The organism is Endozoicomonas sp. G2_1 (assembly GCF_017744155.1).
Lineage (GTDB): Bacteria > Pseudomonadota > Gammaproteobacteria > Enterobacterales > Alteromonadaceae > JAGHQT01.
The window spans coordinates 203,102-229,488 of record NZ_JAGHQT010000005.1 but is presented as its reverse complement, the minus strand read 5'-3'; the positions used below and the strand labels follow the sequence as shown (position 1 = coordinate 229,488).

Annotated in this window: 20 protein-coding genes; 12 read left to right on the top strand and 8 right to left on the bottom strand. The window is 38.0% G+C overall.

The window, feature by feature from the left end; all coding sequences use genetic code 11:
- Window positions 1-33 precede the first annotated feature (33 nt).
- A complete protein-coding gene (locus J7384_RS08925) occupies window positions 34-2,019 on the bottom strand; it encodes an acyltransferase family protein (protein ID WP_209113179.1) in 1,986 nt (661 codons plus the stop codon).
- 236 nt (window positions 2,020-2,255) lie between these two features.
- Here J7384_RS08925 and J7384_RS08920 point away from each other — a divergent pair, with 236 nt between their 5' ends.
- Genes J7384_RS08920 through J7384_RS08905 form a run of 4 tightly spaced genes read left to right on the top strand, consistent with a single transcriptional unit; the run spans window position 2,256 to window position 9,371 of the window.
- The gene (locus J7384_RS08920; RefSeq protein ID WP_209113178.1) at window positions 2,256-4,145 is read left to right on the top strand and encodes an acyltransferase family protein; all 1,890 of its coding nucleotides are present in this window, start codon (window positions 2,256-2,258) and stop codon (window positions 4,143-4,145) included.
- A 2-nt stretch (window positions 4,146-4,147) separates the two neighbouring features.
- Window positions 4,148-5,458, top strand: coding sequence for an O-antigen ligase family protein (locus J7384_RS08915; RefSeq protein WP_209113176.1), 1,311 nt, complete (start codon window positions 4,148-4,150; stop codon window positions 5,456-5,458).
- 3 nt (window positions 5,459-5,461) lie between these two features.
- Window positions 5,462-6,502: a glycosyltransferase family 4 protein gene (locus tag J7384_RS08910; protein WP_209113174.1), complete on the top strand. Its 1,041-nt coding sequence runs from the start codon at window positions 5,462-5,464 to the stop codon at window positions 6,500-6,502.
- A 1-nt stretch (window position 6,503) separates the two neighbouring features.
- Window positions 6,504-9,371 carry a hypothetical protein gene (locus J7384_RS08905; protein WP_209113172.1) on the top strand — a complete coding sequence of 956 codons (2,868 nt, stop codon included), beginning with the start codon at window positions 6,504-6,506 and terminating at the stop codon, window positions 9,369-9,371.
- On the opposite strand, the gene J7384_RS08900 is transcribed toward J7384_RS08905, so the two are convergent.
- Together J7384_RS08900 and J7384_RS08895 are read right to left on the bottom strand one after the other, a co-directional pair.
- Window positions 9,368-10,807, bottom strand: coding sequence for an oligosaccharide flippase family protein (locus J7384_RS08900; protein ID WP_247741706.1), 1,440 nt, complete (start codon window positions 10,805-10,807; stop codon window positions 9,368-9,370). The two genes, J7384_RS08905 and J7384_RS08900, sit on opposite strands and share 4 nt — an antisense overlap.
- Before the next feature lie 16 nt (window positions 10,808-10,823).
- Complete coding sequence (locus J7384_RS08895; RefSeq protein ID WP_348523859.1) at window positions 10,824-11,963, bottom strand: glycosyltransferase family 4 protein; 1,140 nt, start codon at window positions 11,961-11,963, stop codon at window positions 10,824-10,826.
- 211 nt (window positions 11,964-12,174) lie between these two features.
- On the opposite strand from J7384_RS08895, the gene J7384_RS08890 reads away from it, so the two are divergent.
- The 3 genes from J7384_RS08890 to J7384_RS08880 are packed head-to-tail and all read left to right on the top strand — an operon-like array spanning window position 12,175 to window position 15,109.
- Complete coding sequence (locus J7384_RS08890) at window positions 12,175-13,383, top strand: TIGR03087 family PEP-CTERM/XrtA system glycosyltransferase (RefSeq protein ID WP_209113166.1); 1,209 nt, start codon at window positions 12,175-12,177, stop codon at window positions 13,381-13,383.
- A 9-nt stretch (window positions 13,384-13,392) separates the two neighbouring features.
- Window positions 13,393-13,980 carry an acyltransferase gene (locus J7384_RS08885; protein ID WP_209113164.1) on the top strand — a complete coding sequence of 196 codons (588 nt, stop codon included), beginning with the start codon at window positions 13,393-13,395 and terminating at the stop codon, window positions 13,978-13,980.
- Window positions 13,970-15,109 (top strand): right-handed parallel beta-helix repeat-containing protein, encoded by a 1,140-nt coding sequence (locus J7384_RS08880; RefSeq protein ID WP_209113162.1) that lies wholly within the window; start codon window positions 13,970-13,972, stop codon window positions 15,107-15,109. The genes J7384_RS08885 and J7384_RS08880 overlap by 11 nt, the downstream gene beginning before the upstream one ends.
- Here J7384_RS08880 and xrtA read toward each other — a convergent pair.
- The 3 genes from xrtA to J7384_RS08865 are packed head-to-tail and all read right to left on the bottom strand — an operon-like array spanning window position 15,103 to window position 18,868.
- Entirely contained in the window at window positions 15,103-16,599 is a 1,497-nt protein-coding gene (xrtA, locus tag J7384_RS08875; RefSeq protein WP_209113160.1) for an exosortase A, read from the bottom strand. The two genes, J7384_RS08880 and xrtA, sit on opposite strands and share 7 nt — an antisense overlap.
- 18 nt (window positions 16,600-16,617) lie before the next feature.
- On the bottom strand, window positions 16,618-17,460 hold the full coding sequence (locus J7384_RS08870) for an XrtA system polysaccharide deacetylase (protein ID WP_209113158.1): 843 nt from the start codon (window positions 17,458-17,460) through the stop codon (window positions 16,618-16,620).
- Between the two features lie 4 nt (window positions 17,461-17,464).
- Window positions 17,465-18,868 (bottom strand): TIGR03013 family XrtA/PEP-CTERM system glycosyltransferase, encoded by a 1,404-nt coding sequence (locus J7384_RS08865; RefSeq protein WP_209113156.1) that lies wholly within the window; start codon window positions 18,866-18,868, stop codon window positions 17,465-17,467.
- A 221-nt stretch (window positions 18,869-19,089) separates the two neighbouring features.
- On the opposite strand from J7384_RS08865, the gene J7384_RS08860 reads away from it, so the two are divergent.
- The 5 genes from J7384_RS08860 to J7384_RS08840 are packed head-to-tail and all read left to right on the top strand — an operon-like array spanning window position 19,090 to window position 24,887.
- Complete coding sequence (locus J7384_RS08860) at window positions 19,090-19,725, top strand: XrtA/PEP-CTERM system exopolysaccharide export protein (protein WP_209113154.1); 636 nt, start codon at window positions 19,090-19,092, stop codon at window positions 19,723-19,725.
- A 39-nt stretch (window positions 19,726-19,764) separates the two neighbouring features.
- Window positions 19,765-21,363: an XrtA system polysaccharide chain length determinant gene (locus tag J7384_RS08855; RefSeq protein WP_209113152.1), complete on the top strand. Its 1,599-nt coding sequence runs from the start codon at window positions 19,765-19,767 to the stop codon at window positions 21,361-21,363.
- A gap of 3 nt (window positions 21,364-21,366) precedes the next feature.
- Window positions 21,367-22,254 (top strand): XrtA-associated tyrosine autokinase, encoded by an 888-nt coding sequence (locus J7384_RS08850; RefSeq protein WP_209113150.1) that lies wholly within the window; start codon window positions 21,367-21,369, stop codon window positions 22,252-22,254.
- Window positions 22,235-23,815: a TIGR03016 family PEP-CTERM system-associated outer membrane protein gene (locus J7384_RS08845; RefSeq protein ID WP_209113148.1), complete on the top strand. Its 1,581-nt coding sequence runs from the start codon at window positions 22,235-22,237 to the stop codon at window positions 23,813-23,815. The genes J7384_RS08850 and J7384_RS08845 overlap by 20 nt, the downstream gene beginning before the upstream one ends.
- Window positions 23,816-23,819: 4 nt before the next feature.
- The gene (locus tag J7384_RS08840; RefSeq protein WP_209113146.1) at window positions 23,820-24,887 is read left to right on the top strand and encodes an XrtA/PEP-CTERM system-associated ATPase; all 1,068 of its coding nucleotides are present in this window, start codon (window positions 23,820-23,822) and stop codon (window positions 24,885-24,887) included.
- Between the two features lie 38 nt (window positions 24,888-24,925).
- Here the strand turns inward: J7384_RS08840 and J7384_RS08835 are convergent, their stop codons facing one another.
- Both J7384_RS08835 and J7384_RS08830 read right to left on the bottom strand, forming a co-directional pair.
- The gene (locus J7384_RS08835; RefSeq protein ID WP_209113144.1) at window positions 24,926-25,381 is read right to left on the bottom strand and encodes a thioesterase family protein; all 456 of its coding nucleotides are present in this window, start codon (window positions 25,379-25,381) and stop codon (window positions 24,926-24,928) included.
- An 81-nt stretch (window positions 25,382-25,462) separates the two neighbouring features.
- Window positions 25,463-26,386 (bottom strand): lipase chaperone, encoded by a 924-nt coding sequence (locus J7384_RS08830; RefSeq protein WP_209113142.1) that lies wholly within the window; start codon window positions 26,384-26,386, stop codon window positions 25,463-25,465.
- Window position 26,387: the final 1 nt, after the last annotated feature.

Below are 26,387 nucleotides of genomic sequence, written 5' to 3'. Positions count from 1 at the left end.
TTCATCAGGTATAATTTGTGAACTTCACACAGATTAAAACAGTTCTGGATAAAAGCTCTTAATTTTTTGTTGAATTTCATGGGAGATATGCCTGACGTAAAGCTCATTTATGTGGTGCTTATCCCTGAGCACTATAAAATTACTAATAATTGGCGGACAAACACCGTCAGAACAAAAATATGAGCTGGTATCGATTACATTTTCCAATGCGTGTTCCAAAAGCACGTCATTGTCTAATAGATCAGATGAATCGAGCCTGCATACTAAATTATAGTTCTGTATATTTCTTGAAATACAAGTTGTTAAGTCCTCTAGCCTTCGAGGGTTGTCTCGAATGCCAATAATTTTAATACCTTCGCTACTCACAAGCTTCCACTGTTCAACCCACTCTTGGGGCACAAACTCTTTAGATACTGATGAAGTTAACGTTGCATTTACAATTAACAAACTAGGTTTGTCCTCTATCAATTTTTCAATTACCTGCTTATTCCATTGACTGCAAGAATTCCCACTGTTTTGTAATGCTCCAAATGGACAGCCAGACTTTGTCATGACCTTCAATTTAAAACCATATTCAATCGCCAACTGTTCAATAGGATACATCCACTGAGCTGCATGGGAACTCCCCACTAACATCAAAACTCTATCTGAATTCAAGTTGCCATACTCACATATTATCAAGTCGGATATAGTAGGCCGTTGCTGACACCCTTCTCTAATTGATTTTGGACGGTTCCATCTGACCGCTAAAAGCTGCTTTCTGGTAATATTTGCGTAATTGTCATCAATTGTTGTTGCGATATTTACGTATTCAGGAGACCAATCGGTAGCTACAACTTTGCTATCTATAGAGTTATACACCTCATTTTGTAAGCTTCTATAATCTATTAACAACCACCAACAAAAAAAAGCTGTCGAGCAAGAAACAGCAACAGAACTTACTCCAACCAATTTCCACTTAGACTTATCTATTGACTTTAGAGGCTTCTCGACATATTCACTAGTTAAAAAAGCAAGTACTAAACTGGCAGAAATTATCAACAAGCCACCTAAAAGTGAAGCTTCTTTGCCGCCGTTTATCTCTCGATAAAACACCAAAACAGGCCAATGCCAGAGGTAAATGGTAAAAGAGTATGAGCCCATTTTCGAAAACCATGGCGTTGCTAATAGTTTATTGACATACAACTGCTCATAGGTCCCAGATAATATTAGCAAAATCGCCGCACAGACAGGTATAGTCGCAACATACCCTGGGTAATTTAAATCAGGTGAAACCAACAATGCAGCGCAAAGCAAAAGTACTATGCCTACAATAGAAAACAAACCACTAACCCGGCTTTTTAATTTGATTTTTTTTATCAAAAAAAATAGGAATACCCCAGAAAAAAACTCCCAAGCTCTAGTTAAAGGGTGAAAGTACGCGGTACTAGGCTCTATGCTAGTCAGATACAATGAATAACAAAATGAGCTAAGTATTAGTGTAAACAAGACAAAAAACAAAAAATTGAGACTGTTGGTTGCTTGAGATACCCTAAGGCTTGGCAACAATATAAAAGGAAGTAGAAAATAAAACTGAACCTGCACAGATAAAGCCCAAAACTGTTGCACAGGGCTGGGGGGGAACTCTCTTGCAAGGTAGTCAACGGAATTTAGAATCAACTTAATGTTTTCAACATGAAATAGAACAGATATTACTTCCTCTAAAAATGGTTCTATTAATGTTGGTGGTAATATAAAGTAGCCAGCTACAACCGTAACTATTAAAATAGTTATTGTCGACGGAATAATACGCTTAGCAATTCTAGCCCAAAAACAAAGAACCGATTCAAAACCATGATTTAAATAGTCTGTTACTAGAACTGAGGCCATAAGATAACCGGAAACAACAAAGAATACATCTACTCCACCTGAAACCCTATTAAACCAGATGTGAAAGATCAAAATAATAAAAGCTCCAAGAACTCGAATTCCTTGAATGTCATTTCTGTACTTTTTATCAACTAACTGTTCTACTATCATCGAGATCCCCAGAAACGTTTCAGTTTTTATTATTAACCTTGAGCTTTTGTCATTATATTGATTTCAAAGAACAGTTTATTATAACCGTTGCACCTGAGAAATATCTTAGTGCTTTAAGTTTATAACAGCATAACTATAATTTGACGATCAACTACATATTAAATGAAAAGTGGTTAATTTGTTAATTTTTATTTATTATTTAACAACTTATAAAACTATCAATTGAGTTAATACGAATGAGAACAGATGTTCAATTTTTACGAGGAATAGCAGTAATATCTGTAGTTATCTATCACTCAGGCCTAGAACTTATCCCTTTTGGCTTTCTCGGTGTTGATATTTTTTTCGTCATTTCTGGTTTTTTGATAACAAAGATAATCTTGAAGCAATTAGATCAAAATTCTTTTAGTTTTAGTGGATTTTATTTAAAGCGAGCGCAAAGATTATTACCAGCATTGTATTCAACACTATTAGTAACTTTCGTCCTATGTTCACTTTTACTTACAGAACAATACTGGCAAGAATTTATTAAACAGTTCATAGGAGCCATTTCATTTACGAGTAATTTTGTACTCCCAAGTCAGTCTGGTTATTTTGAGTCCGCGTCAGAACTAAAACCCCTGCTACATATCTGGTCTCTATCACTTGAAGAACAGTTTTATTTTTTTCTACCATTATTACTTTTTTGCATACCGCAAAAGAGCCGGATCTTCTTTTTAACTCTTTTGCTAATAGTAAGTTTTATATTTTGTATAACTTGGATATACAGTCTCAATCAAGAAGCTCCTTTTCTGTGGAGAATTGCAGACGTAAAAAAATCAGAGTGGGCTTTCTTTCTTTTACCAACAAGAATGTGGGAATTATTAGCGGGTTCTTTTGTAGCTTGGGTAATGTTATATAAGCCTTCAGTCAAGATTCCCGTTACAATTAAATATGTATCTCTTATATCAATATTCATATTATTTTTTATACAAATAAATTTTGAACACCCAAGTCTTGAAGCATTAATTATAGTAACTCTCACTGCCATTCTATTGCTAGGCGATGACAACTGGCTACCTCACAATAAAATTATATTTTATGTTGCCAAAATAGGTGATTGGTCTTATTCACTCTATTTGATTCACTGGCCATTATTTAGCTTGGCTAATGTTGTTTATATCAAGCAAGTTCCTACTATAATCTCAGTTTTGCTAATTATTACATCTTTAATATTGGCTTATTTTCAATACAAATATATTGAAAATAAATTTCGTTTTGAACGGGGTAGAGTAATTTTTCAGACGTGGCCAAGAGTATTGTTACCATTAATTGTTCTTTTTTCTCTACCTTTTCTGTTAATTCAAGATAATGAAGATAAAGAGAGCCGATCAAATTATGGTCTAGCTACGAATTGCGAAGTCAATCAATACATGCAAATCAAAGAAGAATGTCATAAAGGCGTATATCCTACCGCAGCTATTTGGGGAGACAGCTTTGCAATGCACTTGATAGAAGGTTTAATTGAATCCAATGATAACCTAGTACAAATTACAAAACCTGCTTGCGGGCCTTTTATCAACATAGCTCAGATATCTAAAAAATATAACAAAACTTGGGCCAAAAGCTGTATTTCTTATAATGAAAAAGCTCTAGACTATATAATATCTTCCGACAGCATTAAATATGTAATAATTAGCTCACCACTAGACTATTACCTTTCAAAAAGTAACTCGATACTTGTTAACGGGCATACTGAAAAAGCAAACGCAGATATTTTAATCGATTCTTTCTTGGTAACGGTAAACAAGTTAAAACACCAAGGAAAAGAAGTTATATTTGTAACTCCGCCACCATCAACTGGTCTTGATATTTATCAGTGTAATCAACGAGAATCAAGTAACCTTCTTTTGAATGCAAAATGTGAAATAACTAGTGAAAAAGCAATTGAGTTTCAAAAAGACGTACATAGTGTAATTAAAGTTATGAAACAGCACGTTAAGGTATTTGAACTGTCAGATATTATGTGTCAAAACAACAAATGTTTAACTGAGGTCGATGGTGTAACTCTTTACCGTGATGCAGGTCATTTGTCAAAATTTGGTTCTAGATTTGTACTTGGTAACATAGTAATAAAAGATATATAAAAATGCATACTATTCTTTTTGTTTTCAGCTGGGTAATGTTGCCAATTCTAGCTCTAAGAATTGCCCCTGTATTTATATTTGTATTGTATCAAACGATATATTTTATGTATCCCAGTTCACGTTGGTGGGGCTCGTCAATACCCGATTTAAGCTACTCATTTTTTTCAGGATCAATTTTACTTTTTTTAGGCTTAGTACACTGGAACAAATCACAAAACAGAATATTTAAAACAGCCCAGTTTAATTATTTGCTAATAATTTTAATCTTGTATCTTATTTCAACTCCCTTTTCATCGATACCTGATTATCATTTGATACAACTTCAGTACTTTGCTCAATCACTATTAGTCGCTATTTTTGCGTTTAAGCTAATAAACTCCTACGACCATCTGAAGATAGTCCTTGGTGGTTATGTTGGTGGTGCAACATACTTAAGCTTTTATATTTTCCAAACAGGTAGAAATTATGGCGACAGGGTCGAAGGTGTTGGAACCGTTGATAGCCCAGATGCTAATGATGTCGCAGCACTGCTAGCGTCAGCTCTAATGCTTTCTGTTTACTTTATTTTTAGTGCAAAAAAAAATTGGCAAAGGTTCATCGCACTAATAGCTTCCGCATTAATAGCAAATGCTGTAATACTAATTAATAGCAGAGCTGCAGTTTTAGCTGTATTAGTATCAGCTGCTATTACAGGTTATTCCATGTTAAAAAGTAAAGGTATAGTAAAGCAACAATTAAAAAAAATATTCATCATCGCTGTAGTCGGAATAATCGGAACCATATCTATCGTTGATGATGGTATGTTAAACCGTTTTATGACAATAAAACATGAGCAACAAAATATAGAAGCAGCAAAAAGCCAAGAAACAGGTGCGACTAGGGTATATTTTTGGAAGGCTGCTGTTGCTATGTCAAAAGATTACCCGTTCGGTGGGGGGATTTTACATTTTAACTTCAATAACAAAGCATATCTCCCGAGTGATATTGATTTAGGTAAAACAGGCTACAAAACGGTGCACTCAACTTATTTTGAAGCACTTACTGAAATTGGCTACATGGGAGCTTTTGTTCTGCTTCTACTCGTTTTAAAGATGCTTGGTAGCTGTAATAAAGTCTTAGAAGGGGCAATAAAGAAAAATCAAGTCGATTTATTTAATTTAGCCCTTTTTATTAGATCTGCTTGTATTTGTTGGTTTGTCACGTGTGTATTTATCAATAGACTAAGAGCTGAGGCATTTATATGGCTTGCGTTAATTACAGCAGCCATATATTCAATATATAAATTACAAAATATCAAAAGCAATGAGAATTAATTTATGAGGCTTCCTTGGAAGATAAAACGAGCTGTGCAAATTATTGTCAGCAACTACGTTTTTATAAAAAACTGCCTTAAGAACATACGCAGACATCAAACAAAAGAAAAATCAATCAATGTGCTATTTTATTGTCGCTATGAAGGAAATTCAGGGGGCAGTATCGCTGTTGCCGCGATTGCAAAAATATTATCAAATTTTGCATGCACTTTTTTCTACACTAGACCCTCTAACAATCTCAACAAATTATATACAAGCTCGATATTTACTACCAATTTATCGGCTAAATATGATTGGGTTATATGTGATGACACAACGACAGCTGAAGAAATACAAACACTAAGAGAGAAAACTAATAGTAAAATTCTAGTCACGTGTCACTGCTTATTAGATAGCTGCCATGGTCGACCTCCTATAGAAATGAGAAAAACACTCGATGCAGCAGACATAGTCCATTTTGTTGACCGCTGCCAACAAGATAGTTTTCAATTAGAGGGTAATAAATTTTTTGTTATCCCAAATGTGATCGACAAAATAGAAAAAACAGTATCAACAACTAATGTTGGATGCGTTGGTGATTTGGATCAGCCTCGCAAAAATTTAGGTCGAATTATTGATATATTCGAATTGACCAATGCATCTAAGTTGCACCTTTGGAGAGTAAGTACTAAATTTGAAAACAATAAAATAAAACCTCACTATGAATGGGAACAAAACAAATCTAATATTTACAATACTTTTGACGTATTGATATTTCCTAGCCACTCTGAGACCTTTGGCCTAGTTGTGGCTGAGGCACTTAGTGCAGGTATTCCGTGCGTTATTTCCGATATTCCCGCATTTACACAATACAGAGAGTGTGAAGCTGTTTATACCATTCAGAACAACGATAACTTAGGTGCTAGTGAAGCTGTCAATAATTTTTTAGAAAATAAACGCAAATATACAGACTCGGCAATACAATTCTGGAAAAAGAACTATTCCCCTAGTATTGTGGAGTCAATGTGGCGGGACATACTCTTACACAGCAACAAGGCGAGCTAATTTGGAATATATCAGGCGTATTTTAAGATGTTCTACTATTTTGGCCACAATATTTTATTCTGCTATCACTAGTGGACATACCTTAGATTACGATATCATTTACGTTCGCTATCCTGCCAAAAATCCGAACGGCGGTTTTGTGAGTATCCCGTTTGGAGAACATCCATATATTATTGCTGCCGGTGCTGACTTAATTTTACGAAAAGCATCAGGTAAAGAGGTTGTGCTCGTCGACTGCCAGAGCTGCAGCGTAATGGACCCTTTCGTATCATATGATGGCAAAGTTGTTTATTACTCGTTAATCGAGGACGCCAATATCAAATCACCAAGTTGGCTTTATAAAATAAATCTGACCGATCCAACATATAGCCCTATTAGGTTGACGTACGCTGACGAATTTGACGATCGTAAATACGCTGCGAATAAAGGTTCAAATAAAAGAAAAAAAGATTTTCGTGGTATCAGAGATATGTCTCCCGTACCATTGGCAGATGGGCGTATATTGTTTACTTCGAATCGTTCATCTCTAGTTGCACTCAATCCTGAGACCGATGCGGTGGTCAATGGAAGCGTACAACAGCTTTTCACCATGGATGACCACAATGGTCAATATAAAAACCACAAACTTTCAAATATTAAGCGACTTGAAACAGGATCGATACACCTTGTACAACACCCTATTCAGCTTAATGATGGAAGAATTTTATTCTCAACATGGCAAGACGTCGCTACTAAATTTAGATATGCAATGACTCCTCTATTCACCGTAAACCCAGACGGAACCAATTTGCAACAATTTACGGAACCCCACGACCATCATAAAAACGTAGAGCACTTTATTACTCAGTTATCCGATTCATCAATAGTTTCATCTGTTTACTATCCTGGAGCAAACTATGGTTTTGGGATACTCAACAAATACGATATTCTATCAGCCAAAATCAAGTATCAGAAAAAACCGATTCAACAAAAATTCTCTTTCAGCCCATACGTCAACATCAGCTACAGAGAGTTCGATCGTATGGGAACAAAAACAATTACGCCCCATACTAGCCCTGAAGATATCCCAGCACCCCAGCAGTCTGGTCGTTATTCGATGCCGTCAGCCACTAAAAACAATGATATATTAGTTGCTTACTCACAAGGTTCTGTAAACAATACAACTAATTTTTGCCAAAGAAAAAATTTATGCCAACACTTGAAGTCAGGCATTTATATTATTCCATACTCTCAACACAAAGTTATTGATACGCCTAACAAACTTATAAAAGTTATCGACAGTCCTTATTACAATGAAATATGGCCAAGAGCGGTTCTTCCATACAAATCAATTTACGGTATTGATAAACCAAATAGTCAATTAAACGTATCGCAAGACTCAAGAATAATAGTTGGGTCTCAAACAGCAATTGTCGGTACATCTTCTATGTACAACAGGGACTTAAATAAAGAAAGCTATTTCGACCAATTTCAAACGCCATCATCAAGAGAAGGACATAGTGGAAATTGGACAGTACAAGGAGCCGAAGCAGGGATTTTCTCAAACTCAGATATTTATGCTGTAAGAATTATTGGTACTCCGGCGAAACCATTTACCAAGCCAATAGATAAATACAACGAGAAAGAAAGATGGAAAAAAATCAATAAATATCTACAAGACATCAGGCTTGACCAAGTGGTAGCTAGGTATGGTTCTTACCACGGAGAACGATGGGAGATCCTCGGTGAATTTCCACTAAACTACAAAACAGTTATAGATGAGCAAGGTAATCCAGACACCTCTTGGGCAGCAAAAATACCCGCCGAAACGCCATTTTTAATTCAGGCATTGGATAAAAACGGAATGACACTCACGAGTGAATTAACTTGGCGAGCACTAAAACCAGGTGAAGTAAGAACCGATTGTGGAGGCTGTCATGCCCATTCTATTGAGCCACTAGACTTTAACACAACTTTTGCAGGCTTAAGAGCTCCAATAACCAACGTTCCTGGAACAACTCTAAGTTCTCCTGGTTTAAAGCAGGGCTTATGGGATTTGACAGCTGGAAAAATTCCTGTTTTAAAAGGAAGTGGCGTCGAGTATATCAGTAAGAATGTGTTAGGAGTAGAATTTAGAAGAGATGTAGAACCGATATTAAAGAAGCGCTGTGGTAGTTGCCATAATAATGAAGCAAATGCTGGTTCTCTAATACTCGATGGCTCTGACGGTAAAGATGTTTGGGATACTATATCAGATAGAAAGCGAGCTGATGGCAAAACTTATATCGTTCCCCAAAGGAGTAAATATATCCGCGTTCCTCAAGCACGACAAAGTTTATTAGTGTGGGCAGCTTATGGTGAGCGCCTAGACGGTAGAACCAATAAAACTAGAGATAATGACGTGGACTACCCCGAAAATCATCCCAAATACTTTATCACTGAAGCCGAAAAAAGAACCATTGCGCGCTGGGTAGACTTAGGTGGGCCTATCGATTTTCCTCAAACTGATGGGATGGGTTATACCGATGATAATCAGCTGCCAGTTCTCAACATGGAAATATCACACTTAACTTATGGTAAAGAGATTAAACTGGGCGCATACGATGTTCATTCATCAATTGATTGGAACTCTATCAAACTATCTGTGGCAGTATACTCGAACGACAAATCATCAGGTTTACTAAACTCATTATTTTCATCCGATGAAACAAATAACCAATTTACAATTGACCCCGCCGAAATTGATTATAAAAATGGCGTATTAACTTATAGGTTACCTAACTATAAATTCAAAAATGCTGAAGCAATATTAATAGAAGCTGAAGTATTTGATATTACAGGTAACAAAAATGAAGTTTCAGAATATATACAATTAAACAATATTCATTAGATTTTAACGTTAAGCAGTTTGAGTACAAAACGATAGTCTTCGTTCTCTCGTTTTAACATTAACTGCATTAAGCTCAGAAAGCCGAAAACCAGACAATATACCGTGCCTTTTAACAAAAGTAACAAGAAAGCCGAGCTAGCTAAAACATCAAATGCAGAGATGATATAGGCTGCTATTAGTGACGGTATTACTGGCCAAATTATTGTTGTAAAAACTTTAATCAATGTCGCGTTTATTAATCCAATACAGATGATTACAGTCAATACTGTTATCACAATGCCAGTAAGCGCTCGAACGGCAGCAAGATTATTAATATTAACCGAAAAAGTAATGGAAAAATAAAGTGTCGCAAAAATAACCAGTAACGAAATTAAATCAAGAATAAATAATAAACGAACTTTACCCAGAGCTGTCAATAGGGCTTCCAATAATAATAGATACACCCAATAAACAAACAATAAAGAGAAAATAGCAAGCAAACTGCCCGCACTTTGCCACTGCTCACCAAGTAAGACAGTCACAATTAAATCGCCATAAAACATGATAAATACACAAATAGGCGAGGCAATTAATGATAATACCAATAATGCCTTATTAAATTGCTGGGCTAATTCTGGTTTATTGTGTTTATTATCCTTAAACGAGGCGAGTAATGGCTCAATAGCAGGAGCCAAAAAGTGGTGAGCAGGTAACATAGCTACCTCTCTCGCCATATGGTAATTGCCTAATAACTGATTACTAAAAAACTTTGAAACAAATAGCGTATCTATTTGGGAGCGCAAGTAACCAAGAATATTTTTACCTAAAAGCCATTTAGAAAATTGCCACTGTAGTTGAACATTAATTAACGTGAGCCTAGGTGCCTTAGGTAAACATATATAAGAGACAAGACATAGAAAAACGGCAGCAACCAAGTCAGCGATAACGAACGCCCAAAAGCTTTTTAACACATACGCTAGTGATAAAACGCTGGTAAAAGCCAATAATTTTTGAGCCAAGTTTAACCGAAACAAAAACTGATAATTTAGCTGGCGTTTCAACATCATTAAACGAGGCTGTTTCAGTGCATTAAAAACTAAAACCAACGACGCACATTGTAAACCCGTCGCAATCTCAGGCTTTTCTAGCCATGTTACTACTAATGGGCCCAATACGATCAATAGCACACATATAGCTATTTTTATTAAAAGATCTAACGTCCACGCGGTATTTAAGTCTTTTGGAGATAATCTTGTTTTTTGAATAACATATTGTTCACTGCCGCTGTTTGACAATATATCAAAAAAATAAAGTACTATTGAAACAACGGCAATTAATGCAAAGTCACCAGGTGTCAAAATTCTCGCCAAAACTAGCGTACTAATTAAACCAAGAGATTTATTGAGCAGTTGAGCTCCAGATGAAAGTAATGAGCTCTTGATTAGTTTGGTAGCCATTCATCCACCACAGCAATTATATTTTTAAAAACAATTGCTTAGCTTTTTCCGTATGCGCTAACCAGTCGAGAGTGTTTTCTACATGCTGTCTTCCTACTTTACCCATTGAATCCATAAAATCCTCATCATCGAGTATTTTACTCAATTCCTTAGCAATATTTTCAGAAGACGTGCAATCGATAATAAAACCAGATTGACCGACTAACATTGTCTCTCTCGTACCACCAGAGTCTCCTGCTACTACGGGCTTTGCGCATGACTGAGCTTCAACAAGTACCATACCAAACCCCTCTATATCGCTTTCAATAGTTCGGTTGGGTAAAATAAATAAGTCACACTGCTGATAACACTTTATCATTTGCTCATCAGACACTTCATCTAATAGCTGAACACTGTTTTGTAAGCCATGCTTTTCAATCAAACCTTTAAGTAACCCGGCACACTCACCTCGACCTATCACGGCATAAAGGGCATCAGGGTGATGTGTCAAAATATCGGGCATTGCCGCGATCATTTTATCTTGGCCTTTGCGCTGCTGTAGTCGACCAACAGTAATAATCACTTTTTTATTATGCCAACCAAGTTGCTGGCGAAACCTTTCATCAACCTTACTAGGTATAAATTTTGTTGAATCAACACCAGGGTTTAAAACAACGATTTTATCTCCACTAGCATAACCAAGTCGTTCCACTATCGTACGGCTATTTTCACTATTACAAATAATCATTTCCGCTTTACTACAAACGAGTTTAACTAAGAAGTTATACTCTCTACTCATAGCCGCAGTTTCAACATCTTCACCATGCACATAAGTTAAGAACTTTACCCCTAAAGACAAACTTAAGAGCCAAGCGATAACTCCCTCATGAATCACTCGACCAGTATGAATATGAGTGATGCCATGCTCTTTGATGACTCGTCTTAATCGCCGATATGAATTAAAGTAGAATTTAAGCCCGGTTAAACTACGCAACCCCCATTCGTTACTTTTCAACGGCATTCGGATTACGTTTAAATCATGTGTTTTATCAAAATCGTTAGCTTCAGTGCCCTCGTCAGCAACAATTAAATAATCATTTTTGGGCAGCCGAGAATATAGCTCCCAAAACCAACGCCCACTGCCTCCAGACATTGGCGGAAAATTTTCAGTGAGCACTAGCGTTTTTCTTTTCATATATTAACGAGGGTAAAGTTAACAAAAATATGTAATTATTTGATGGTAAAATGCTTTTAAAAGCAAGCGTTATATTGTGCTCTTCAAATAGGTAACGTTGCTGAAAAATAAATTCAACTCAAAATTAATTAAAAGTTCGATCAATAATAGGATAAGCTACTTGTTAATTAGATAAACAAAAAAGACTACTGTTGTGAACATTTTAGTTATCGCTCAACGTATTCCCTACCCTGCGAATAAAGGGGAAAAAATTCGAACATATAATCAAATCAAATACCTTTCAGAGCGCAGTAACGAAATCATCGTTATGTCTCCTGCTGAAAGTTCGAACGACAAAAACAATGCGACAGAGTTATCTAAACAGTTCAGCAACGTTGATACAAAGCTCTTTGATGGCGCATCGAAAAAAATAAAATTGATGAAAGGCTTTATCATTGGCTCAGCATTGAGTGTAGAAAACTTTTACTGCAAGCAATTACAGCAACAATTTGATTCGATATTACACACAAAACACATAGATGCAATCATCTGTACTAGCTCAGCAATGGCAAAATACATTTTTAATTCACGAAGGCTCGCTGAATTAACTCATAAACCCAAATTGATCATGGACTTTATGGATCTCGATTCTGATAAGTGGCGCCAATACGCCGATACATCATCATTACTAATGCGCTACATCTATCAAAGAGAGCACAAATTAATCGCAGGCTATGAACAAAAAATTGCCGAGACATTCGACACTTGTTACTTAATTTCTGATAAAGAAGTTGAATTATTCAAACAAAAAATATCTCAAGCAGATAACGTAAAGGCTCTGGGTAATGGTATGGATACAGATAACTTTTATCCGCCTGATACCTTACCCAACAACTCAAGTCCCGTGTTTATTTTTACTGGTGTAATGGACTATAAGCCGAATGTAGATGCAGTTGTATGGTTTGTTGAACAGTGCTGGCAACAAATAATTCAACATTATCCCGAAGCTAAATTTGTTATTGCGGGCATGAACCCCAATTCCGCAGTAAGTGAATTAAAAAAATACCAAGGTATTACTGTCACTGGGTTTGTTGACGACATTCTTCCTTATTATCATGGTGCTGATTACTTCGTTGCCCCTTTTAGACTCGCACGTGGTGTGCAGAACAAAATACTACAAGCATTCGCCTGTGGGCTACCGGTAATATCAACGCCAATGGGTGCTGAAGGTATAGACTGTATTAACGACGAGCATATTCTACTAGCTAACAATGCAGACGAATTTGTGAAGCAAATCCAGCGATTAGACAACGATAGCCAGCTAAAAAATCAAATTAGATCATCTGCCATAAACTTGATCAATCAAAAATACTCTTGGTCAAGTAAATTAACTCCCTTGAGCCAAGAGCTAGAAAATATTTAAGTAAAAACGATGAAAGAACTAATTAAACAGCTTATATTTGGAATTTTTGCAGTTCTTACGCTGCCAATCACTATCAGTTATTTGCTGCTTGCATCAGCTTTGAATAAAGATGCTTTGTTTACCGCCTATGCACAATTTATGAGCTTATTTCCCGGTAAAATAGGAAGCTTTATCAGAACAGGGTTTTACCGTTTTGTAATGACTGACTGTCACCCTAACGCAGTGATTAGCTTTGCAACACTTTTCTCGCAAAAAGATACATCTATCGGTCAAGGTGTTTACATTGGGCCGCAGTGTAACATTGGCAAATGTGATATTGGTGAAAATACCTTGCTGGGCAGTGGTGTTCATATTCTCAGTGGCAAAGGCCAACACAATATTGATGATTTAAACACGCCAATTAAAGACCAAGGAGGAACATTTAGCAAAATATCAATTGGACAGGACTGTTGGCTTGGCAATGGTGCAATCATTATGGCGAACGTAGGAAAACACGCAGTTGTCGCTGCCGGCTCAGTTGTTATTAACAATGTCCCTGCCTATGCTGTTGTTGCAGGTAACCCCGCCAAAATAATAAGAATGCGTAATGAACCTTAGGCGCTTCATAAACTTAGCCCTAGTACTTTTTTTCTTCGTCGTAGCAAACACACAGGCGATATCAATAGATACTGAAGGATATTTTCTCAACAACCTAACGCCAATAGCACTGCCACCTTTCAAGTACACCAGTACTGTAAGCTCAAGCTCTGAACTCATCAACGCGATAAAGTTGGCTAATCAAAAAAACAATACTCTAATAAAGCTTAAACCGGGCCACTACCAAATAAAAAGTACATTACAAATATCAGGTAACAATATTTCAATCATTGGCGACCCCAAAAACCCTTTTGCAATCAGGATTTCCGGCAACGGTATGAGGGCAACTCGCGATGTTGATAACTTACTCTGGATTTCTGGTAAAAGTTTATTTCTAGCTGGAGTGACTTTGGAGCATGCTGGCAATCACCTCATTCAAATTGTTGGAGAGAGCAATGCTGATAATCCAACAATTACTCATAGCGTTTTGCAAAACAGTTATGAGCAACTACTCAAAGTTAGTTACAATGACAAGCTACCGCAAAGTCGCTCTAAATCAGGAATTGTCGCGCACTGCTTATTTCGCTACACCAAAGGTATTGGACCAAACTATTACATTGGCGGTATAGATGCTCACGGCATAACCAATTGGCAAATTACTAATAATGTTTTTGACAGTATTGCCAGTCCCAAAGATCATATTGCTGAACATGCAATACATATATGGAACAACAGTGAACAAAATACTGTGAGTAATAATCTTATCGTCAATTCAGACCGCGGTATCGGTTTTGGCATGCGCAACAATCGTCACAAGAACATAAAATTCGGCCAGTTTGGTGGAATCATTAGTGATAACGTTATTTATCACGCCAACAATAGCCATCCATTTGCAGACACAGGAATAATTTTAGAAGACAGCCCTGAAACTAATATTGTCAAAAATCTAATATTTTTGGAGCACAGATACCCAAACGCGATTGAATATCGATTTAAAAAAACCAGTGAAGTGTTAATTGCAAATAACACTACCAATAAGCTTATACAGTCAAGGAATGGTGGTTCAGCAATCGTGTTAAGTAATACTATTGACTATACAAAGACAAAAGCAATCATCAAAACCAAACTCGCTGGTTTCATTGACTACTGATTATTTACTCTTACTGATTGATAAAGTTGATACCGAATCGCTTGATAAGATTGAGCAACATAATCACTAAAAGCATTTTGATGATCACGTTGTTTTGGTACAGAAAGTAAGATTTTAGCGCCTCTTGCTTGCTGACCACTCAGTAACAAGTAGGCCTGATATAATTTAGCTTTGGTCTGGCTATTAAAATGCCTTCCTTCAACTTCAAACCAATGCATAATTATCCGGCGTCCGTATGAAAGAGAGGCAACCTCCGATAAGGTTACAGGATCACCATTGATATAAAGTGTTTGGTTGGCAACTAACGACCAATTTTGATCATTATAGAGCCTGTGAGCAGATGAAATAAGTTCACCTTTATCGCCATTATAATAGTAAATATAGGCATCAATATTGAGCGCTAAGTGCTTAAAAACACCACTTATCATAGCGTCCGGCGCATCAAATTCAGGTTGCCAACTGATAATTCGTTGTTCAACAAAATTCACATTAGATACTTCAGCAATGATTGGGTTATTAAACTTAGTAATATCAACGTTTGACACCTGCCAGTACCAAATTTGCTGTAATGTGGCTAATACGATCAAAACAGAAAAAGGAAGAATATTGTAGTCACCTTGCACTTGCTGATTGTCTTGTTCGCAAGAGCTAGTATTGCCATCACCTGCTTTAATAATATCTCTAAACTGCTCACCAATAATGATTAATAAGAACAAGACAATGCCAAAAAACACACCGCCGTAAACTAAATGATCAGTGCCAACTGCGTGCTCCATATCACTGATATGACCAATTAAAACAATGCCATAGACTCTAATCGCATTAGCTAATATTGGCACAATACACGATGCAGCAATAAAGGCGATACGCCGTTTGAGACTGCTAAAAGAAATATAAGAATAAAAAAAGCCAAAAACGATAGAGCTAATTAAGAAGCTAATGCCAGAACAAGCTTCTGCAACTAAAAAACGCCCCTCTGGAATCTCTAAATACAGACCGTTGCGAAATATTGGCACCCCTGTGAGTTTTAACATCGGTACCGCAATATCCGTAGTCAGCTCCTGCAAGTAGGGAACTAACTGGTCGCCAACAGGAATACAAAACAAAATAAATGACAATGGAAACGCAATAACTTTAGCCGCTTGATGACCTATTAACGACCAAATAAGGCAAGGTAATGCAACAAATGTCGCTATGTGCATAAAAATATTTATGCCACCTACCTCACCAAAGAGTTGAACGAATAAACATCCTGCAACAATAACCAAAGGCAACAGCGTTGGCTGAAATCCAGTTCTGATTAACTCAACGCGTTTTCGATAAATAAAGTAGAGTGAGCACGGCAGTACGAATAAACAATGATTAAAAATTTCTGAGATAATCCAGACATCGTAAGCCGTTGTGATTCCTTGATAAAAGCTCACCAGCCAGACAACCAAAGCGATGGCAAAAACAGCTATCAATGTGTTTGGAGAGCTTGTCACTTTCATAATTGCTAAAGGTTATCCTTACCTTGGCTTGATCTCATAAACATCGGCCATTGTAGACCAACGATAGTCTTCAAGTAGCCTGATGATCTTAGGCTCCATTCTAGATAAATTGATGTAATGTCTTATTTTAGACTTTATTGAAGCGCCCTCTACTCTCGGTTGCTCAGCATCAATTTCCCATGGATGGAAGTAAAAACTATAGGGTTGTTTTTCTTCGGATAAATAACGATTAATACGTTTTTGCGACATCCAATAAGGGTAGAGCCTAAAATAACCACCACCGCCAATGCCAATATTTTTATCACCTTTGGTAATCGTTGGGATAGGAATCTCGACAATCCCCTCAGGCCTTGTGTATTTGAATCTTGGCCAATCTGGAACGCCGTACAAATCGTGGGCAATAGGGTAAGTACTTGAGCTGTACTTAAAGCCTAGCTCGACGAGAATATCGTACACCCAAGTATTACTGTCATTCACTGAAAAACTCGGCGCTCGATAGCCAATGATCTCAACACCTGCACAATCTTCTAATAACTTTTTACTGCGCTCTACGTCGTGTTGAAATTGTGCTTTATCCATTTGAGTTGCGCGCTGGTGTCCATAACCATGGCTTGCGAGCTCGTGGCCTGCATCAACAATTGCTTTAATCAGCGTCGGACAGCGCTCTGCTACCCAGCCCAAAGTAAAAAATGTGGATTTAATCTGGTATTGCTCAAAAACTTCAAGCAAGCGATGAGTATTTCGCTCGACTCGAAGGGGGAGCTTTTGCCAATCATCGCGCTCGATAACACCTTCAAATGCTGATACTTGAAAATAGTCTTCAACATCAACAGTCATTGCATTAGTGATAGAAGACTTCATAAACCTAACGCCCTTTACCAAATAAAACAATTTCTACTGTACGAATTAAAATCAGCATATCTAGGAGGAAACTGCGATGTTTAATGTAATACAAATCAAATTTCAATTTCTCAACCGCATCTTCATGAGTAGCACCATAAGGATACTTGAGCTGTGCCCAACCGGTTAAGCCAGGTTTTACATTGTGACGTTCATTGTAATATGGAATGGTTTTAATCAGTTCTTGAACAAACTGCGGTCGCTCCGGGCGAGGGCCGACAAAGCCCATATCGCCGCGCAATACATTGTATATTTGAGGTAATTCATCAACTCGATATTTACGTAAAAAATGCCCTATACGCGTGGTTCGATCATCGTCCTTACTCGCCCATTGAGCACCATGCTTTTCAGCGTCAACTCTCATGCTGCGAAACTTAATAATATGAAATGCTTGACCGTTTAAACCTACACGCTCTTGTAAGTAGAAAATAGGTGCAGAAAATCCCTCATCTAGCTTAATAATAATGGCGGTTATCAGCATTACAGGCCATGTGAGGAGTAACATAACAAAGGCAATTGTCGCATTAAATAACCAATCTAGCGTGTTACGTAAATAGTTAGTCGACGCAAAACCGTTAGAGTAAATAACCCAACTTGGGTAAATGAGATTAACGGCTATCTGTCCGGTCTCTCGCTCAATAAAATCAAGAATTTCCGAAATTTCGACACCGCGAATTTTACAGGCAAATAACTCATCTACAGGAAGGTTGTTTCTGCGTTCATCATTGGCGACAACAACTTCATCAATCTCGTGCTCTAACGCATAATTAACAAGAGAACTATCTAACTCAATAATGTTTTCATTAACAATGCCATCGACATCATCACCTGGCATTTTAATAAAACCGTGGAGATGAAAGCCTTGTCTATCGACGTCGCGACGCATTCTTCTTTCGATAATAGATGCGCGTTTACCGGCTCCTAGCACAAGAACATTTCGTTTGTTAAAGCCAAATAAATCAACGTGCAATGCCAAATAGCGTAAAGATGCTGTAAAAACAAAACAAATAAATGAGGTTAAGCCCAGAAGCTCAACCGCTATCGCATCGTTTTTGTATAGAGGGTTCAGAATACTAATGATGAAAAAGCCGATTACAATTGATACCAATATTCGCCTTAACACCCCTCGAATACTCTCTCTAAGTTTCGAGTTATAGAGCCCTAAGGCAAGGCAGGACAATTGCACCACGACAGCATAAATAATAGCTTGAATAACCGTGATATTAGTTATTGGTTTTGCTGGTTCTGCAAAAACTAAATAATGATTGATCAGCGACGCCAATAAAAGCGAACCGACAAAAACAACAAATTCAATTATAACCAGCGATTTGCTTCCCAAAGGCAAATCCTGAAACTTCGAGCTTGACATGAAAAACCAATATTCCCTTCAATTAATTGATAATCATCTTATATTTGAATAGCAGAGCAAAGACTAACATTAATTGGGCTAAACGAATAGCTGAATAATGAACAAAAATACGGCGTAAATATTTCTCCATTTTATATCGTAAGTGTTATTGTAATAATCTCGGATTATCTGGTAGTTTATATTAGATAATAACGGTCAATAGACAATATAGGGTTCAGGCCATGGAAAACTGCATTTATAATAAAGTTAAAACAGTTGTTTTTTTACTGTTTGCCTATCTCATTACTGGTTGTAGTTCGGTAAATTTACCACCGGCGACAATACATCAATCAGATACAACAGACGCTGAGTCGTATAAGTATTTGATTGGTCCAGGTGACGTTGTCAATATTTTTGTGTGGCGCAACCCTGAAGTATCGGGCACCTTTGTTGTCAGACCTGACGGAAAAATCACTACGTCACTGGTTGAAGATATTGACGTTACCGGCAAAACACCGACAGAGCTAGCACGTTCAATCGAGTCTATTCTTGCTACCTATCTGAGAGATCCAGTTGTTACCGTCACAGTTAACAACTTTGTCGGTCCGTTTAGTGAACAAATTCGCGTCATCGGCGAAGCGGCCCAGCCACAATCGATCAGTTACACACAATACATGACGCTACTTGATGTCATGATCGTTGTTGGCGGTTTAACAGAGTTTGCTGACGGTGACAGTGCTACCTTGGTTAGAGTCGAAAATGGTGTCCAAAAACAGTATGACATCTACATCGAAGAATTACTTAAAGACGGCAATATTGGCGCAAATGTAGATGTCTTGCCTGGAGATATCATTGTAATTCCTGAAGCCTGGTTCTAATGTTGAATGATTCTTTGAGAGTAGTATTTAGAGGGAAGCATGCAAGAAATTATTGAACAGGCCATAGACTATCTCAAGGGTATATGGATTAAGCGTCGCTATATTATTATAGCAACTTGGCTTATATGCCCATTGGGGTGGTATTTTGTCTCGCAGTTAGATGATGTTTACGAGTCAGAAGCTAGAGTTTATGTCGATACCCAATCATTGTTAAGACCGTTACTAAAAGGGTTGACTGTTGAGACAAACCCTCAGGTACAGATCCAATTGATGATAAAGACTCTTTTGAGTCGACCAAATCTTGAGCGTATTACACGCATGACAGATTTGGATGTGCAGGCTACCACTGAAGAAGAATACGAAGCGATACTCGACAGGCTCAAAAAAAATATCAAAATATCGAGATCTGGTAGAGAAAATATTTACACGTTATCAATCTCAGATAAAGACCCTCAAACGGCTAAAAATATTGTTCAATCGGCCCTGACAGTATTTATTGAAAATACTCTGGGAGAGTCCAGAAGTGAAGCTGACAGCGCGCAAAAGTTCTTGGCCAACCAAATAAAAGAGTATGAAAATAGGTTGCTCACTGATGAAGCAAAGTTAACCGCGTTTAAACAGAAGCACAATGATATTTTGTTGCAAGACGGTGGCGGCTATTACAATTCACTTAACACTGAAAAAAGCAAATTAGAACAAGCTCAATTAGAGTTAACCGAAGCCCAAACTAAACTAAAATCGGCAAGGCAGCAGCTTGCAAATGGAGCTCCTAATAAAGACATATTATCCAGCAAGGTACAAAATAGTCAAAGTATATCAACAACCTTTGACGATCGTATAAGCCAGCTTGAAACGAGCTTAGACAGCTTATTGCTTAGATATACAGTTAATCACCCAGACGTTAAAGAGTTGCAACGTCGATTAGAGGAACTCAACAAGCAGCGAGATGATGAAATCGACAGATACTATCAATCTGTAAAAAATTCAGATTCCGACCAGCAGAGTAATTTTAGTGCAGTTGACCAAAGCCCTGTTTTTCAGGAATTAAAAATACTTGTCAATCAGTATCAACACGATGTTGCCTCGCTATCTGCTAGAGTTAACAATTACCAAGAAAAAGTTAGCAGTTTAGAAAGTAAAATTCATACCTTACCCGAAATAGAGGCACAATTAGTGGCTCTTAACCGTGGTTATGACATCACTAAATCAAAGTATGATGAATTGCTAGTGCGAAGAGAGACAGCGTTGTTGGCTCAAGAAGCAGATGAAACCACAGATAAAATTCAGTTCAATATTATCGATCCACCCAGAGCAGCCAGTAAACCCAGCGGACCACCGAGAGTTCTGTTTTTTGTTGGCGTAACTATTTTGGGTTTTGGTGTCGGTATTGGCTTATCGTTATTGTTCAGCCAAATAAACCCTGTGGTAACATCAAGTAGTTTACTGACCCGTAGTACTGGTATTCCTGTGTTTGGTATTGTATCAGCAACTGAAAATTTAGGCTTAAAAGGCTGGCATAGAAGAAAAACATTGTTGTTTGTTCTATCAAATATCCTATTACTTATTGTTTTATCAGGTTTTATCGCTTTCTTTGCTTTCCCTGAGGCTGTTCAAGGACCATTAAGAGGAATACTGTAAGCTATGAGCACTATCGAAAAAGCATTGGCAAAACAAAAGAAACGCAACGATAGTCTTGATTCCAATGAAATTGAGGCTAAAGAAGATGCCGCTAGTAGTAATATTTCAACAAAAGACAACGATATCAATGCTTCTGTTACAGCATCAGTAAAAGAGCAACTTAACCTTGACACCCAAGACCTTTCTGAACGTGGTTTTCTTATAGACACTGGTTCAAGAAAAAGTATTAAAGATGAATTTAGGCAAATCAAGCGTAAACTGCTAAACAACGCCTTTGGTGCTGGTTCCAAAATGCTAACCAACGGTAATTTGGTTATGGTAAGCAGCTCTAAACCAAATGAGGGCAAAACCTTTGTCTCGATTAATTTGGCGCTGAGTATTGCCTTAGAGCAAGATAAGACAGTTTTGTTGATTGATGCTGATGTTTTGAGACCGAGTGTTAACAGAGAGCTAGGGTTAGATTCCAAACCCGGTCTCATCGAGTATTTATTGGGCGAAAAAACAGATATTAGTGAGATTTTGTACAGTACGAATATTAATAAACTCAAACTAATACCAGCAGGTGAGCCGCATCACCTCTCAAACGAACTCCTCGCTAGTGATAAAATGGCTTCTTTGGCTCAAGAACTGGCCAACCGTTATCCAGACCGCATTGTTATTTTTGATTGTCCACCACTTATAGGTGTAACGGAAACTCTAGTATTAGCTAATTTAATGGGGCAAGCTCTCGTTGTTGTCGAAGAATCAAAAACAAAATTAGCCGATATCAAGCAAGCGACAGAATCAATCAATGAAAATGTTGCCGTTGGCTTAGTTCTAAACAAAGCAACAAGATCGCACCAAGACATGTACGGTTATTATGGCTACGGATATGGATATAATGCTAAGTAAAGGGTTCAGACCCACTTTAATTGCTGTTGCCGTACTTGCTTCAGCAGCGAATGCGGGCGACTTACAGATTACGCCAAGCGTGTCTGTTGATGGAACTTATTCTGACAATGTTGAGCTCACTGCCAATGGCAAACAATCGAGTTATGTCAATCAGGTATCCGCAATACTTGACAGCCAATTTACTTCTAGGATTGCTGAACTGAACTTTAATGGCAGCTCTACCTATGCTAGCTATACCCACAACCATGACCTCGATGACAGTTTTAGAACACTAGAGGCTGACGGTAGATTATTTTTATGGCCTGATGGTCTTGCTTTAACCGCCAACGCTAACATTAGAAACGGTGCTCGCAATGGTGCTCGCAATAGCCTTGCAGATATCGTATCAGGCGACACTATTGAAATTAGAAATTTTCAGTCTGGCCTGAGTTACAACGTAGAAAACTTAAAGTATCAGTTAAACCTAACCTCTAATATATCAAGACAAACAAGTGAAGATAATATTGGTGATAATAATCGCATTGAAACAACACTTACCAGCCAGTCTACAAATTCAAGCCAAGCGATTTTCTGGCGCATCAATGCAACCTATTCTGATCAAGAAAACAATGAAATAACAGGTCGTCAACATATTGTTGATGCGATTGTAGGCTGGCGTACACCATCCAAGATAAACCCTTTTATTCGATTCTACAATGAAGACGTCAGTGGCAACATCAGCCAACCTCAGCAAAATTCTGGAGATGCGACAGGTGTAGGTATTAGCACAAAGCTATCCTCTCATCTTCTAGTTAGCGCCTCTTATAATTTTGTTGTCGATGACGAAGAAAATGATGACTACGTCGCAGCAACAATTGAGTGGGAACCATCAGCTAGAACATCTTTGCGTGCCGAATATAGCAAAAGATTTTTTGGAGATACCTACTTACTCGACTTTACTCATCGCACCAAGAGACTGACTAATAGCGTGAGTTATAACGAAAGCTTGAGGGCGTTTGATCGCAACACTTTTCAGCGTGTACTCGTTGGTAACTTTTTCTGTCCATTAGATTTTGAAACAACTTCAAATAGCTTAACAGATTGCTTTCAGTCTCAAGGAGCGACGATTACACCAACAGACGCCCAGCTCGTTCAGGTATTTGAGCAACAATTGATAGAAGGTAATGAATTTTCATTAAATAAAGAGTTAAGTTGGCAATCTCAACTAAGCCTTGCGAGAACAAATTTTGATTTGCGTTTTTCTCACAATCGCAGAGAAAGCTTAACCACTAACATCGAAGACAACCGGTTTGATGCAACTTTCGAGATTACGCGAACGATTAGTGGCAAAAGTACGGCCTCACTAACCTACAACTTCAATCATACACAGCTTGATAAAAATCAAATACGTAGCTTGGGACAAGACGACTATTACCGCACGCTGTCCATTAGTTACAACCGACGGTTAGCCAGGACACTAAATAGCGTAATTTCACTACAAATGGTTGATAGAAACTCATCTGATCAATTGCTCACTTATGAAGAAACCAGAGCTGTTATTACCTTAACTAAAGATTTTTAATTCGATGTACGAAAGTTATTACGGTTTCAAAGAAAAACCATTTCAATTGAGTCCAGACCCTCGCTTTTTCTTTGCTTCAAATCACCACCAAAGAGCACTGTCTTATCTACAATATGGCTTAGACCAATGCGAAGGCTTTATTGTCATAACTGGCCCAATTGGTACCGGCAAAACGACCATAGCTCGCAGCTTACTAAACAATATTGGCGATTCCAGTATTGTCGCTGTGCAGTTAGTGACAACCAAACTCAATCCGCTTGAGTTGCTCGAGCTTGTGATTGCCGAGTTTCAAATTACCGCACAAGGTCATAGCAAAGCTGATTTATTGCAAGCTATCGAAAGCTTTCTAATTAACTTAAACAAACAAGGTAAACGAGCATTACTGATTGTTGACGAGGCACAAAACCTACCAGCTGAAACGGTTGAAGAGTTGCGCATGCTGTCTAACTTTCAACTCAACAATAAGCCACTAATACAAAGCTTTTTATTGGGGCAAGAAGAGCTCAAAGACATTATTCAAGCACCGAATATGGAGCAATTCCGTCAGCGTATTATTGCTTCAGCACATCTCAAGCCATTGTCAGTTGACGAAGTTAAAAAGTATATCCTGCATCGCATACATCAAGCGGGTTGCGATAATGATAATTTGTTTGCTGAAGATACTTTTGCCTTAATTCACGAGAAAACTTTAGGAATACCGCGCAAGATTAATATTTTTGTCGACCGCTTATTATTGTTTTGCTTCTTGGAAGAGCACAATCAAATTGATGTTACTGCCATAGAACAAGTTGCGGAAGAAATGTCGATAGAGCTAACGGGTTCTTTGCATGGTAAGCAACCAAATAATGAAGTATCAGCACCTGTTGGCGGCAATAGCAGCAATGAATACTCGGCAGATAACTTAAAGCGCCTCACCGACAATTTGCGAGAAGTAGAAGAGTTTTTAGAAAGTAGTATCCAACAAAAAATAAAAATGGTTCGCTATGTCGACAAGCTGCTTAAGCAAAAGAGTGATGACTACAGTCAACTCAAAGCTCAAGCGCTAGAACAGGAGCAAGAGCAAGACAATTAGCCAACTACAAACGCGAGCAAAAAACTAGCCATTTACAGCTAACCGACCATATAAGTACCAGTACCAAAGGCAATATGGTCGCCTTGTTCATTGTGTAACTCCATTCTTGCAACAGCGACCTTACTGCCACTGCGAATAATTTTGGCGGTGGCGATAAACTCCTGCCCTCGGCCTGGGCGCAGGTAATCAGTTCTCAAATCAATAGTGCCGAGCTTAGTTAAACTTTGCATTACTGCTTGATCAGAGAGTTCTTCTAGCTGATCAATAATATTGGCAGCAGCAACCACTCCACCAACAAGATCAAGCGCCGATGCGGTGACACCACCGTGCAAAATTTGCTGCATCGGATTGCCAATAAGCTTGTCTTGCCAACTAAATATCAACTCTGACTGGTCTGCATCAAAACGAGTGATATTGAAACCAAGCAATCGGTTAAATGGCATTTCATGCGTCCAGTAATGGGCGAGCTTTTGTAACACATAGGCTTTGTTCATAGAAAATTATCCACGCGAACTGGTTAGACCTCTAGCATACCGTTAAGCACTTGAAATACCAAGTACATGAGCAAATTCACATTATTGCTTGAGGTAAACTTGCAAGCGCTTGATTTCATTTCCCGTAAACATTTCATTGCGTAACCCATCCGCAGCTTGCTCAAGTGCAACTGGTTGCTCTTGATACTGTTCTTTGATCTGCTTTAATTGCTCTTGATATTGATTAACTTTGTCTCGCCATGCTCGTCGTTGTTCACTGACGGCAATTAAACGCTCGGCGGCTTGAGCGCCATATTCGGCAGCGAGTTGATTATAGTCATCATGGTTAACTTGTTTACTCTGGGCAAATGCAGTGACTTGCTCTAGCGATACACTAGGAGCAATCGCTGCTTGCGCCTTTTCATCTAAATGCTGAAAGTGAGCTTGCAACTGGGCTTGTTTTTGTTCATTAGTTAATTTGTCATTACTTCTGATAGCAACTCGCTCAAGCGCATCATTTTGCCATTGGGTTTGTTCAGCAAACAAAACATCAATTTCTCGCGCGGAAAAAAATCGCAAGCGGGTTTGATTGATTAAGTCTAATCGTTGGCTAATTTGTGCGACAATCTGCTCAATTGGCGTATCAATATCGGCTAGTGCTTTTTTATACTCGACATAACGCTCAAACAAATTAGTAATATCACTGCAGCTCACCAATGAAACACAATGTTTAGCGAAAGCTTGCCACATAGCAGCTTCATCGCCTTCAAATTCAACTAAATAGTAGTCAAACAAGTCGATCAGCTGCGCTTGTAACCAATCTAGCTCGACCGACAAGCTCGGCACACTAGTACTAATATCCACCTTTTTATAACGGTCAGCTTGATGGCTAACATCGGCACCTGTTAATTGACTCAGTGAGTGATTGGCCGCAGGTTCATTTTTTTCTACAGTTTGCTCAGGTCCGCGTTGGTATTGCCAAAACAGCAATACCAACGCCGCTAGCAAAATAACTAGCAAACGCATA